Origin of the sequence: Listeria sp. ILCC792, assembly GCF_900186135.1 — a bacterium.
In the GTDB taxonomy this organism is placed as follows: Bacteria; Bacillota; Bacilli; order Lactobacillales; family Listeriaceae; genus Listeria; species Listeria goaensis.
Genome location: NZ_FYBO01000001.1, coordinates 245,269 through 257,210 on the forward strand (window position 1 = coordinate 245,269; position 11,942 = coordinate 257,210).

14 protein-coding genes and 1 other annotated feature are annotated in these 11,942 nt (G+C 40.9%); of the genes, 13 read left to right on the forward strand and 1 reads right to left on the reverse strand.

Annotated features, from left to right (window positions below; genetic code table 11):
- Window positions 1-158: 158 nt before the first annotated feature.
- From CFS60_RS01220 to CFS60_RS01260, 9 genes are all read left to right on the forward strand, one after another.
- Complete coding sequence (locus CFS60_RS01220; protein ID WP_088808777.1) at window positions 159-776, forward strand: GyrI-like domain-containing protein; 618 nt, start codon at window positions 159-161, stop codon at window positions 774-776.
- A 97-nt stretch (window positions 777-873) separates the two neighbouring features.
- A complete protein-coding gene (locus CFS60_RS01225) occupies window positions 874-1,857 on the forward strand; it encodes a glycosyltransferase family 2 protein (protein ID WP_088815195.1) in 984 nt (327 codons plus the stop codon).
- Between the two features lie 12 nt (window positions 1,858-1,869).
- Window positions 1,870-2,886, forward strand: a complete 1,017-nt coding sequence (locus CFS60_RS01230) for a glycosyltransferase (protein WP_088815196.1) — start codon at window positions 1,870-1,872, stop codon at window positions 2,884-2,886.
- Window positions 2,887-2,997: 111 nt separating this feature from the next.
- Window positions 2,998-3,426: an Rrf2 family transcriptional regulator gene (locus tag CFS60_RS01235; RefSeq protein WP_088838724.1), complete on the forward strand. Its 429-nt coding sequence runs from the start codon at window positions 2,998-3,000 to the stop codon at window positions 3,424-3,426.
- A gap of 62 nt (window positions 3,427-3,488) precedes the next feature.
- A complete protein-coding gene (locus CFS60_RS01240; RefSeq protein ID WP_088815197.1) occupies window positions 3,489-4,121 on the forward strand; it encodes an NAD(P)-dependent oxidoreductase in 633 nt (210 codons plus the stop codon).
- 207 nt (window positions 4,122-4,328) lie between these two features.
- A complete protein-coding gene (locus CFS60_RS01245) occupies window positions 4,329-5,144 on the forward strand; it encodes a glucosaminidase domain-containing protein (RefSeq protein ID WP_167373837.1) in 816 nt (271 codons plus the stop codon).
- Window positions 5,145-5,400: 256 nt separating this feature from the next.
- The gene (locus CFS60_RS01250) at window positions 5,401-6,429 is read left to right on the forward strand and encodes a glucosaminidase domain-containing protein (protein ID WP_088808783.1); all 1,029 of its coding nucleotides are present in this window, start codon (window positions 5,401-5,403) and stop codon (window positions 6,427-6,429) included.
- Window positions 6,430-6,558: 129 nt separating this feature from the next.
- A complete protein-coding gene (locus CFS60_RS01255) occupies window positions 6,559-7,641 on the forward strand; it encodes a M42 family metallopeptidase (protein WP_088808784.1) in 1,083 nt (360 codons plus the stop codon).
- Between the two features lie 147 nt (window positions 7,642-7,788).
- Window positions 7,789-8,544: an RNA methyltransferase gene (locus CFS60_RS01260; protein ID WP_088808785.1), complete on the forward strand. Its 756-nt coding sequence runs from the start codon at window positions 7,789-7,791 to the stop codon at window positions 8,542-8,544.
- 26 nt (window positions 8,545-8,570) lie between these two features.
- On the opposite strand, the gene CFS60_RS01265 is transcribed toward CFS60_RS01260, so the two are convergent.
- Window positions 8,571-8,927: a DUF6054 family protein gene (locus tag CFS60_RS01265; RefSeq protein WP_088838725.1), complete on the reverse strand. Its 357-nt coding sequence runs from the start codon at window positions 8,925-8,927 to the stop codon at window positions 8,571-8,573.
- 153 nt (window positions 8,928-9,080) lie between these two features.
- Here CFS60_RS01265 and CFS60_RS01270 point away from each other — a divergent pair, with 153 nt between their 5' ends.
- From CFS60_RS01270 to pheS, 4 genes are all read left to right on the forward strand, one after another.
- Entirely contained in the window at window positions 9,081-9,413 is a 333-nt protein-coding gene (locus CFS60_RS01270; RefSeq protein WP_088808787.1) for a helix-turn-helix domain-containing protein, read from the forward strand.
- 248 nt (window positions 9,414-9,661) lie between these two features.
- Window positions 9,662-10,042: a DUF4430 domain-containing protein gene (locus tag CFS60_RS01275; RefSeq protein ID WP_088825243.1), complete on the forward strand. Its 381-nt coding sequence runs from the start codon at window positions 9,662-9,664 to the stop codon at window positions 10,040-10,042.
- Entirely contained in the window at window positions 10,029-10,571 is a 543-nt protein-coding gene (locus CFS60_RS01280; protein ID WP_088808789.1) for an ECF transporter S component, read from the forward strand. Before CFS60_RS01275 ends, CFS60_RS01280 begins: the two co-directional genes overlap by 14 nt.
- A gap of 43 nt (window positions 10,572-10,614) precedes the next feature.
- Window positions 10,615-10,842, forward strand: a binding site (T-box leader).
- Between the two features lie 50 nt (window positions 10,843-10,892).
- A complete protein-coding gene (pheS, locus tag CFS60_RS01285) occupies window positions 10,893-11,942 on the forward strand; it encodes a phenylalanine--tRNA ligase subunit alpha (RefSeq protein ID WP_088838726.1) in 1,050 nt (349 codons plus the stop codon).

Below are 11,942 nucleotides of genomic sequence, written 5' to 3' on the forward strand. Positions count from 1 at the left end.
CACTATAAAAGGTAATAAGTTACTTACTTTTAGTCTACACGCCACCCCCTCAAGCTCTGCTGCATCATAAAATTCAATTCCGTTCCTAAAATTGGTATAATCTAAATAGAGCGGGGATTCACTTGCTGCTTAACTTCCAACACGAAAGGACGAAGACTATGACAAAATATGAATGGCGCAAAGCTGAAAAGGGGCTTTATTTACCCAAAAATAAACCAATGAAACTCGATGTGCCGGCGATGAACTATATTACGATTACGGGAAAAGGGGATCCGAACGAAGGAGCTTTTAGCGAGCGTGTTGGGGCACTTTATGCGGCAGCTTATACGATTCGGATGCTTCCTAAAAAAGGCGTGACGCCGGACGGATATTTTGAATACACAGTTTATCCGCTTGAAGGGGAATGGACGACGAGCCAGCGCGATAATGGTCCGCTTGACAAGAGCTTATTTGAGTATCGTATTATGATTCGCCAACCTGATTTTGTAACAGCTGCGCTATTTGAAGAATTGAAGCCGCGATTCGCTGAAAAAATTCCTGCGAAGCTTTTGGCCGAGCTGCGCTTTGAAACGATTGAGGAAGGGCCAAGCGTGCAGATGCTCCACAAAGGGCCTTACGACACAGAACCCGCTTCTTTTGAACAAATGGAGGAATTCTGTTTGGAAAATGATTGGGTGCGGCTGTCAAAGGACCATAAGGAAATTTATTTGTCAGATCCACGAAAAACAGCGCCTGAAAAAATGAAAACGGTGCTTCGTTTTAAAATTAAAAGTTAAACTGCAGTTTTTCGCTGCGGTTTTTTTGTGAAATTAGACAAATGCGCTTGGAAAAGGTATTCTTAAAGGGTGAAAACATTCTGTGAGGAGAATTTTTATGGAACCTTTAGTAAGCGTTATCGTTCCAGTTTATAATGTGGAAAACTATTTGGAGCGGTGTGCGGAAAGTATTTTTAAGCAAACGTACGCGCATTTAGAAATTATTTTTGTTGACGATGGCTCAACGGATAGTTCAGGTGCGATGCTAGAAACGTTTTCTGACCCTAGAATTCGCGTGATTACGCAAGAAAATGGTGGTCAGGCGGCGGCGCGCAATGCGGGGCTTGATCAGATGACAGGCGACTACGTCATCATGGTGGATAGCGACGACTATATAGCGCCGAATTTAGTCGAAAAATGTTTGAAAACGGTCACGCAAACAGAGGCGGACCTCGTGATGTTTACTTCTTATAATGTGAATCAAAGCGGCGACATGCAGTACATACCGCGGAATAGCGGGCATCTTTTGACAGATGCAGGAAGTGTCCCGTGGAATAAATTTTATACGGCTTCTTTATGGGAAAAGCTCCGTTTTCCGACCGGCTATTGGTATGAGGATCTCGGCGTGGTGCCAGCTGTCGTTTTGCGCGCTGAAAAGCCAGTGAAACTTGACGATGCGCTTTATTTTTACATAACGGACCGAGCGGATTCGCAGTCGAATTTGCAAAATGATACGAAATTTTTAGATGTCATTCCAATGCTTGAAAATGTCACAAACGAATTGAAAGCACTTGATATTTTCGAGGCATCCAAGGCGGAAGTGGAAACACTTTATATGGAACATTTAGTGTACCGGACTGTACTTCGGAAAATCATTTATTTGGAGGGGACAAAAAAGCGTAAAGAAGTGCTTAAAATTGTACGAGAAACGATGAACTCGCATTTTCCAAAGTGGGAGAAAAATGGGTACCGCTCTGGTAGCGGCTTGACCGCGAAGTTGAAATATTTGGCTGTTCGCCTGTATTTGCAAGGTTTTGTGCATTTAGGTGATTTAGTTTGGAAAGTACCGTTTGAAAAAAGAAGACAGCAAACGGGTTTTTAAAAGGAGAGAAAAATGAAGGTAAGTGTGATTATTCCGGCGTATAATGTCGGGGAGTATATTGAGGCGTGTTTGGATTCGGTGATGAATCAGTCTTATGAAAAGTTAGAAGTTATTGTAATTAATGATGGTTCGACGGATGACACGGGGGAAAAGTTGGCGCTTTTACAAGAGAAATATCCGACGATGCAAGTGATTACAAAAGAAAATGGCGGTTTATCTGCAGCGCGAAATGATGGCGTAAGGCTTGCGACTGGCGATTTTATTGCCTTTGTCGACAGCGATGATGTGATTGACCGCGACATGTATAAAAAAATGATGGCATCTGTAGAAATTTCCTGCGCGGATATCGTCACGATTGGCGTGGCACGTCTTGCTGGGGAAGATGTTTACCGCTCAGCATTGCATGAGCGTTTTATGCAAACGGATAAGTTTGATACGACGATTTTTGAAACACCAGAACTTTTATACGATACAACGAGCTGGAATAAAATTTATCGTGCTTCTTTTTGGAACGAGGCAAAACTGGAATTTCCAGTCGGTAAAACGTATGAAGATATTCCCGTTGTCATTCCCGCTTACTTAAAAGCCGAGCATGTCAACATCTTGAAAAATGTAGGCTATTACTGGCGTCACAGAGTTTCTGGCGATAAATCTATCACCCAGCAAAAAAATAACTTGCGCATGACACGCGACCGCTTAGATGCGCTACACGTTTGCGACGAGGCTTTTGCCACGATTCAAGACATCACACTGCGCTACAAAAAAGAGCAGAAATATCTTGAAATCGATCTTTTCTCAATGATTGAATGGCTTTTCTTAGTTAAAAAGGAGGATTACCGCACCGTTCAAAAATGGGTGTCCGACTACATGAAAGAAAGTCTCCAAACGAACGCAATTGAAACGCTCCCAAAAACTAAGCAAAAAATGTTCCGCCAACTTTTAAAAAACGCGCACCTGCGCTTCCGAATTGCAAGCCTGGAATGGTTCATGCTAAAGGCTATCAAACGTTTTACAGGAAAAAGTTCATAAAACTAATTTTTTGTTTCATATAAGTTTATCGCTAAAAAGGATGCTGTATGCGTCCTTTTTTGTTGACAAAAAAACGTTTTGTAACTATAATGGTTACAAAGAGGTGAGGAAATGGCCATTTCAACACGTTTTAGTGTCGCTGTGCATATTTTGACACTCGTTTATTTAAATCGCGACAAACAAATTACGTCAGATTTTATTGCAGAAAGCGTTGGTACGAACCCAGTAGTCATTAGAAGAATTATGAGCCGCTTAAAAAAAGCCGGTTTACTACATTCAAAACCTGGTATTGGCGGCACCTATTTAGCGCGAGAACCGGATGACATGACTCTTTATGAAATTTATGAGGCAGCTTTAGGCTCGCAAACGATTTTTGACATCCATCAAAACCCTAATCCAAATTGTTTTGTCGGGGCAAATATTCAAGATACATTAAATGAGACCTTTCAAACAGCTCAACAAAAAATGGAAAATGAGTTGAAACAAGTTACCTTAGCCAATATCATTGCCGAAATGACAACAAAGGCAAGCCCAAAATAAAGGCTTGCCCTAAAAATAAAACGAATTGTAACTAAAATAGTTACGAAATAGGAGGAATACAAATGAAAGTAGCTATTATTGCAGCAAGTGGGAAAGCTGGAAACCAAATTTTAGAAGAAGCGGTGCGCCGCGGCATGGAAGTTACAGCAATTGTGCGGCATAAAGAAAAAATAACGAATCCAAATGTGCAAGTTTTAGAAAAAGATTTATTTGACTTAACTTTCGAAGATATTCAAGATCAAGATGTTGTCATTGATGCGTTCAATGCTCCGCATGGCCAAGAAGAGCTTCACCAAACATCATTAAAACATGTAACCTCGCTTTTAAAAGGAAAAACAAATCGTCTACTTGTCGTCGGTGGAGCAGGAAGTTTATATGTCGATGAAGCAGAATCGTTACGTTTAATGGACACACCCGATTTCCCCGTTGCCTTTTTACCAACTGCAAGCCATATGGGAAAAGCGCTCGATGCGCTAAAACAAGAAGCGGAAGTAAACTGGACTTATATGAGCCCATCAGCTTTCTTTAATCCAGAAGGAGCGGGAACAGGTACTTATATTTTAGGAGAAAATCAACTTTTAGTAGATGAAACGGGACAAAGTGAAGTGAGCTATGCAAACTTTGCAAAAGCGATGCTTGACGAAATTGAAGAACCAAAACATGTTAAAGAACGTTTCACCGTTCGAAATAAATAAAACGAGTTTCTTCTATATAATAGCTGTTGGCGAATTGCCGACAGCTTATTTTGCTTTTATCCTCTTTTTAAGAAAAGTTAAATTAGGCTAGAGGAGGATTGCATTTCGCTACAAATTGACGTATTGTGTAGACAGGGACTGGGAACAGAAAGGTGTGACACACAATTGCGGAAAAAAATGAAACGAAAAAAGAAGCGTCAGTTATTTATGACGTTAGGTATATTTATCGGCCTCATTCTAGTTGGTGTCATTGCGTCTTTTATACGGGAAGCTTATTTAGATTTAACAGCGCCAGAACCTGCTTTTAATACAAAAGAAGAGAAGTTTATCAATCAGCTTTCAAAGCATGCACAGGAAATTCAGAAAGAGCATCAAATTTTGACGAGCGTGACGCTTGCGCAGGCGATTTTAGAGTCGAACTGGGGTGAGAGCGAGCTTGCGAGTCAGGCGAATAATTTATTTGGTGTGAAAGGTAGGGCGGGGCAGCCAGTCGTGAACATGACGACAAAAGAGTTTTCAGACGGGCAATGGATTGAGATTCAAGCTAATTTCCGTAAATATGCCAATTGGAATGAATCGCTTGATGATCATGCAAATTTATTTTTGAATGGAACATCTTGGTCAAAAACGAAGTATCACGGCGTTCTTTCTGCCAAAACTTACCAAGCGGCTGCAGAGGAAATAATGAAAGCAGGCTACGCAACTGACCCAGACTATGCGAGTAAATTGGTGAGTATCGTTGAAAAATATGATTTGCATCTCTACGATAATATTCAAGATCAACTTTTGTCCAATAAGAAAATTTCGCAAGTAGCTGATGTAAGTACGAAAGAGCATGCAACGGTTTGGACGGTACCTTACGGGCTTGTTGGTGCGCAGAAAGTAGAAGATATTCAGTATTATAGTCGCGATCATTTACAACTTGTGCAAGTTGCACAGACAAGTAGCGGAAAATGGTATCAATTTGCTGTAGATGACAAAGTAATAGGTTGGATAAAAGCGGATTATGTTACTCTAAAATAGAAAAAAACAACGTAAAAGGGTCTAAAAAACTTGTCTTATTAGTAGGTTTTTAGACCTATGCGTATCCTTTTTTTCACTACAAAAGAAAAATTTTTGAAGAAGTAAAGCACTTAACGCCTAAGTGTTTTATTTTTTTGTTATTTTTGTTACTTAAAAGAAATATATATTACATAAAAGTTTTGTTAGAATGAAATGGTTGCTAAGAAAGAACACACGTTTTGATAATTCAAAAAGACAAGGATGTGCAAAATTCATTATGCTACATATTGCAAAGAAGCACTTGCTTAAAGTGGGTTTAATCAGTTTATCAATTACTGTAATGGCTCTTCCTATGCAAGTAAAGGCTAATTCTAGCCTCGCTACTTCCTCGCAACAAGCGTTTATTAATGAGATTGCGCCGCATGCAGAGATCGTACAGAAGGAAAACGGGATTCTGGCAAGTATTACAATTTCTCAAGCTATTCTCGAATCAAATTGGGGGAAAAGCGAGCTTGCGCAAAAAGGGAAGAATTTATTCGGAATTAAAGGTTCCTACAATGGGAACTCCATTGTGATGGGGACAAGGGAACATAATGGTTCTTCTTATGTTGGAACAAGTGCAGGATTTAAAGCCTATCCAACATGGTTTGAATCATTAAATGACCACGCGACCTTATTTGTGAATGGTCCAAGCTGGAATAAAGATTTATACAGCAGTTTAATTAATCAAACGGATTATCGTCTTGCGGCTAAGGCGTTAGATCACACGGGTTATTCGACTGATCCAAACTATTCCAAAAAATTAATTGAGGTCATTGAAAAATTTAATTTAGATAAGTATGATGTGGCGAATGCCGCTTATGCAGAAAAAACATCTGATAAGATTTTTCATGCAGTAGGACAAGTTAAAGCTGGTAAAACAGTGGATATTTGGACCAATCCAGCAGGGACAAAAGATGCGGTATTAATTGCCAAACTTTCAAATGGTGTGAGCCCTAAAATTGAGATTAAACGCGAAGCTAAAATCGCGAACAATCAAATTTGGTATCAAGTAGAGCTTTCTGACTTTGTAAGTGGCTGGATTGAAAGTGATAAAGTCGAAGTATTATACAGTTCAGAAAGTCATTCGCCATTGCGATATAAAACGGTATTTTTATTTGATCATTCATCAAGTGAAACTGCACTCGCGTCAAATCAAATGTTAAATCCGTCAGAAATCGCCATGACATCTGAAAAAGAACGGCATTATCATGTTATTAGTATGATACCGCTATTAAGAAAAGAAACATTTGCAAACGCGCTATAAAAATTAAAAGCTGAAAATTAGGAAAACTACTTCACTCCTAATTTTCGGCTTTTGTGCTTTTCTCTGCGCCTTTTCCTTATTTTTCTGCTATAATACGGAATGGAAAGTATTGATGGAGGAGGGGTTTTTTTGGACGAGCAATTAAAGATGTTAAAAGACTTAACGGATGCAAAAGGCATTCCGGGAAATGAGCGTGAGGTTCGACGTGTGTTCGAACAATATATCTCACCTGTTGCTGATGAAATCACGCATGATGGATTAGGAAGTAGTATTGCGATTCAGAAAGGTTCAGAAGATGGACCAAAAATTATGATTACAGGACATCTGGATGAAGTCGGGTTTATGGTGACGCAAATTGATGCAAACGGCTTTATCAAGTTTCAACCAACAGGTGGCTGGGTGCCACACGTGATGCTTTCGCAAAAAGTAACCATTGTAACACGTGAGGGGGAAGAAATTGTCGGTGTCATTGGTTCAAAACCGCCTCATCTAATGACGGCTGCTGAACGTCAAAAATCATTTGATATTAAAGAGATGTTTATTGATGTTGGTGCGAAAGATAAAGCAGAGGCAGAAAGCTTTGGGATTACACCAGGCGACATGATTGTACCTGCTTTTGATTTTACAGTAATGAAAAATGAAAAATATCTTTTAGCTAAAGCTTGGGATAATCGGATTGGCTTAGCGATTGCGATTGAAGTTTTAAAAAATTTAAGAAAAGAGCAGCATGCGAATACAGTTTATGGTGTTGGTTCGGTTCAGGAGGAAGTTGGAACAAGAGGCGCGAAAACGTCTGCACATTTGATTCAACCGGATATTGGTTTTGCCGTTGATGTTGGCATTGCTGGTGATACACCGGGTATTAAACCGACTGAAGCACAAAGTAAAATGGGTGACGGACCACAAATTATCATCTATGATGCAACGCTTGTCAGCCATGCTGGTTTACGGAACTTTGTGACAGATGTTGCTGATGAACTCGGTATACCGTACCAATTTGAGGCTATTCCAGGTGGTGGTACTGATGCGGGGCCGATGCATTTAACAGGAAATGGTGTTCCTTCCTTGCCGATTACCATTGCAACGCGATATATTCATTCGCATTCTTCTATATTACATCGTGATGATTTTGATGCGGCAGTTAAACTTATTACAGAAGTTGTCAAACGGCTTGATGCAGACAAAGTAAAAGAAATAACGTATCAAAACTAAGTGATACAAAATGGACAAAAGGAAGGTAGCATGGCGTTTGGCTGAATATGGTCGTGAGTCTTTTGGACTATTAGCTTAAAAGAGTGCATACTTTGTTTATTTAGTAAAACCACTTTTATGTTACGAGAATGTTACGAGGAGCGTTATATGGATACAATACGGTCGACGAAAAACGAACGCGTTAAAAATTGGAAGAAATTGTTTACGACTAAGGGGCGACAAAAGTCGGGTACGTACATGGTGGAAGGATTTCATTTGGTAGAGGAAGCGCTACGGCAAGATGGGCTTGTACGGGAGTTGATCCTATCGGAGGAAGTTTATTCGCCACTTGAATTGCCAGAGGACATTGAAACGTTTTATGTGTCAAAAGAGGTGAGTCATTTTCTTAGTGAAACTAAAACGGAGCAAGGAATCTTTGCTGTCATTAACATGACGGAGGCGGACATTCTCCTTTTATACGGGAAAAAGCTTTTATTAGTGGACCGTGTGCAGGATCCAGGAAATGTGGGGACGCTTATTCGGACGGCGGATGCTGCGGGGTATGATGCGGTTGTGCTTGGAAGAGGAAGTGCGGATTTATATAATCCAAAAGTGATTCGTAGTGCGCAAGGGAGCCATTTTCATATTCCGGTTATTCAAGCGCCTTTACTCGAATGGATTGGTCGCTTGGAAGAGGAAGGGGTCCCAGTTTTTGGCGCTTTCCTCGATGAACAGGCAAAAGTTTACGACACCATTCCACGTCAAGAAACACTAGCTCTTATTGTTGGAAATGAGGGTAGCGGTATTTCAAATGATGTCGCGGAACGTATTCATGAGAAAGTATACATTCCGATTTTCGGACAAAGTGAGTCCTTAAACGTGGCCATTGCGGCGGGGATTTTAATGTATCATTTCCGGAAATAATGCCAAATAGACGTGCCCAATTAAATTTAGTTGGGCACGTCTATTTTTGTTTCGCTAATGAGAACTGGGGAGAGTGCTTTTTTGACGCTCTTGATGTAGTTGTTTGCTGCGCCCCAATCGAAATTGAAGATTAAATTGTCCGAACTTCCAGTTGAAATGGCTGTCACTTCTGAATCGCCATGGTAATTATGAATCGTAATAAAAAGGGCAGCACGATGACTTGCCCGAAAAAAGTATCTTTCATAAGCTAGAGTGGCAAGTTTTTTTCCGTCACCAAATGTGCGGATTTCATCAAAAATGGGAGTGCTTGTGGATTGCGAAAGTTTAATCATATCCATAGTTTCTTCGACAGAGCTTTTAACAACATAGCGATGACTTGGCATATGCGTTCATCCTTTCACCTTGATTACTTTTATTGTATGCCCAAAAATCATTTTTTTCAATGTTGAAGTAAAACTTACTAAAAATAAGTAAATTGATATTAATTAGTTACTTTCTGAACGATTTTGTGTTACAATATGTGAGAGGTGAGAGTTATGAATGAAGCACATAAAGTTTGTCCGAAATTTGAGTCTGCGTTCCAACTTCTTGGTAAACGCTGGACAGGACTAATCATCAATGTCTTGCTTACTGGTCCGAAGCGCTTTAAACAAGTAGCAGGTGAGATTCCGCAAATGAGCGATCGTGTTCTTGCAGAACGCTTAAAAGAACTGGAAGAAATGGAAATCGTGACGCGTCACGTTTATCCTGAAACCCCTGTTCGGATTGAATATGATTTAACAGATAAAGGTCGAGATCTTAAAGAAGTCATGGAACAAGTCCAGTGCTGGGCAGATAAGTGGATTGCACTTGAGAAAGTGGAAAGCTAATGCGATAATGAAAGACGTAACGATGGTTATGTCTCAGAGTGATGACAAACGGCCATCTTCGTCGTTAAAACCTCCGTCCCGCTCCTCACGTACTCAAGTACGCTCCGGTGCGGTACTTGGTTTTGCCTAGAATCTCGCCATTTGTCATCGCTCTGATTTTGTGTGGTGCGTTTTGTTTTGTGTTTTCTACAAGCCTAAGACGTAACGATGGTTATGTCTTTTATTTTGGTTAAAAAAGGAGAAAGAAAATGAGAAGAGGGATTTTCATTGCGTTGTCGGCAATTTTTGTTCTGATACTCGTCGCCTGTTCGGACGGCGAAACAACAACGAAAAGTGCGGATACAATTTCGGTTTCGCTACATGTGACTCGAAATAATGGACAGGGCGAAGTGGGCGCAAAAAAGGTGAAGGTGGCATCTGGCAGTACCGTGTATGAGGCTATGAACAAGAACTTTAAACTAAAAGATACAGATGGTTTTATTACGAGTATCGAGGGCATTTCACAGGACGAGTCGAAAGGGCTTTACTGGATGTACGAGGTGAACGGGGAGATGGCGGCTAAAGGTGCCAAGGAACTGAAACTTAAAAATGGTGACGAAGTGAGTTTTGATTTGCATGAAGCTAAATAATGAGTTTGAGAAATTGCGGCTTACAAATGTTAAAGTGATTACGCTAATGGCGATTTTAGTGGCGCTTACGGTTTCGGGGCGGCTTTTATTTGCTTTTATTCCTAATGTTCAACCGGTGACGACGCTTGTCATTTTGGTGACGCTTTTAACTGGCTTTCGCTACGGTGCGATTTTTGCGACGCTTGTTATGCTTAGCTCTAACTTGATTTTAGGTATGGGCATATGGACGATTGGGCAAATTGCTGGTTATCTTTGCATCGCGGCTTTGACGGCTTTTGTTATTCGTCCGCGGTTTGACAAAATGCCGTTTTGGTTGATGATTTTATACGCTTCGTTTACAGGTTTTTTGTACGGTTTTATTCAGGCGTTATTCATTGCACCGCTTTATGGTTTTCATTATTTTCTCGTTTATTATGTTGCGGGCTTGTCGTTTGATTTCCTTCATGCGCTTGGGAATGCGGCGTTTTACGCGGTTCTTGCGCCAGTCCTTTTGCCGCTACTTGATAAGTGGCTTATAAAATATACTTGAATTCATGCTAAGTTCCCTCTATAATAGAAAGTAATTAAATAAGACAAAGACAATGACGGAGACAAGTAGCTTTGTTTTACTGGACAGGGAGAAATGGTCAAAGACTGAAAGCCATTTCGCATGTAAGCATAGTGAAAATTTCAGCTCCACGAGTCGCTGCCGGGATTAAATTTGAAAGGCAGATCGGTGTTTAAGCCGTTATTCAAATGAAGGTGGAAATGTTTTGGCATTTCTATTAGGGTGGTACCGCGAGCAAAATCTCGTCCCTTTGTGGATAGAGGTTTTTTATTTTTGTCTAAAAACGAAAAGGAGTGTTTTTAAATGCTGGAACAACTGCAAGCTTTGGAAAAAGAAGCCGTTTTGGCTGTAGGTGCGGCGGCTGATTTGAAAGAATTAAATGAGCTGCGCGTCAAATATCTCGGTAAAAAAGGACCGATGACTGAAATCATGAAACAAATGGGAAAGCTGTCAAATGAAGAGCGCCCGCTTGTTGGGGCGAAAGCCAATGAAGTGCGCACAGCAATTAGCGAGAAAATTCAAGTGAAACAAACACTTCTAGAAGAGGCGGCGCAAGCTGTGCAACTTGAAAATGAAACGATTGATGTGACGCTTCCAGGTACAAAAGTGTCGCTTGGCAAAACGCATTTGCTTTCGCAAGTCATTCGCGAGCTGGAAGATATGTTTATTGGCATGGGCTATAAAATTGCCGAAGGGCCAGAAGTTGAACTCGATTATTACAATTTCGAAGCGCTGAATCTTCCGAAAGGGCACCCGGCGCGTGATATGCAAGATAGTTTTTACATTACGGAGAATACGCTTTTGCGGACACAAACGTCGCCCGTTCAAGCGCGGACGATGGAAAAACATGATTTTAAAAATGGGCCCATCAAAATTATTTGCCCAGGAAAAGTTTACCGTCGCGATAACGACGACGCCACGCATTCGCACCAGTTTACTCAAATCGAAGGGCTTGTTGTAGGGGAAAAAATTACGTTTGCGGACTTAAAAGGAACGCTGACGATTTTGGCTAAACGAATGTTTGGTGAGGAACGCGAAATTCGTTTGCGCCCAAGCTTCTTCCCGTTCACAGAACCGTCTGTTGAGATGGATATTTCCTGTTTTGCGTGCGGTGGTGAGGGTTGTCGTGTTTGTAAGGGCACGGGTTGGATTGAAATTTTAGGCGCTGGTATGGTACACCCGCGCGTCTTGGAAATGTCTGGCATTGATTCGACACGCTACAGCGGTTTTGCATTTGGGCTTGGTCCTGAACGTGTGGCGATGTTGAAATACGCGGTGGACGATATTCGCCATCTTTATACGAACGATTTACGGTTTACGAATCAATTTGTTGCGAAGGAAATGGGGGAATAA

Bases quoted from the DNA above. Each gene is read 5' to 3' on its own strand.
- CFS60_RS01265 (WP_088838725.1), bottom strand. From the start codon at position 8,927: ATGCCAAGTCATCGCTATGTTGTTAAAAGCTCTGTCGAAGAAACTATG.
- CFS60_RS01280 (WP_088808789.1), top strand. From the start codon at position 10,029: ATGAAGCTAAATAATGAGTTTGAGAAATTGCGGCTTACAAATGTTAAA.
- CFS60_RS01230 (WP_088815196.1), top strand. From the start codon at position 1,870: ATGAAGGTAAGTGTGATTATTCCGGCGTATAATGTCGGGGAGTATATT.
- CFS60_RS01235 (WP_088838724.1), top strand. From the start codon at position 2,998: ATGGCCATTTCAACACGTTTTAGTGTCGCTGTGCATATTTTGACACTC.
- CFS60_RS01225 (WP_088815195.1), top strand. From the start codon at position 874: ATGGAACCTTTAGTAAGCGTTATCGTTCCAGTTTATAATGTGGAAAAC.
- CFS60_RS01260 (WP_088808785.1), top strand. From the start codon at position 7,789: ATGGATACAATACGGTCGACGAAAAACGAACGCGTTAAAAATTGGAAG.
- CFS60_RS01240 (WP_088815197.1), top strand. From the start codon at position 3,489: ATGAAAGTAGCTATTATTGCAGCAAGTGGGAAAGCTGGAAACCAAATT.
- CFS60_RS01275 (WP_088825243.1), top strand. From the start codon at position 9,662: ATGAGAAGAGGGATTTTCATTGCGTTGTCGGCAATTTTTGTTCTGATA.
- pheS (WP_088838726.1), top strand. From the start codon at position 10,893: ATGCTGGAACAACTGCAAGCTTTGGAAAAAGAAGCCGTTTTGGCTGTA.
- CFS60_RS01250 (WP_088808783.1), top strand. From the start codon at position 5,401: ATGCTACATATTGCAAAGAAGCACTTGCTTAAAGTGGGTTTAATCAGT.
- CFS60_RS01270 (WP_088808787.1), top strand. From the start codon at position 9,081: ATGAATGAAGCACATAAAGTTTGTCCGAAATTTGAGTCTGCGTTCCAA.
- CFS60_RS01245 (WP_167373837.1), top strand. From the start codon at position 4,329: ATGACGTTAGGTATATTTATCGGCCTCATTCTAGTTGGTGTCATTGCG.
- CFS60_RS01220 (WP_088808777.1), top strand. From the start codon at position 159: ATGACAAAATATGAATGGCGCAAAGCTGAAAAGGGGCTTTATTTACCC.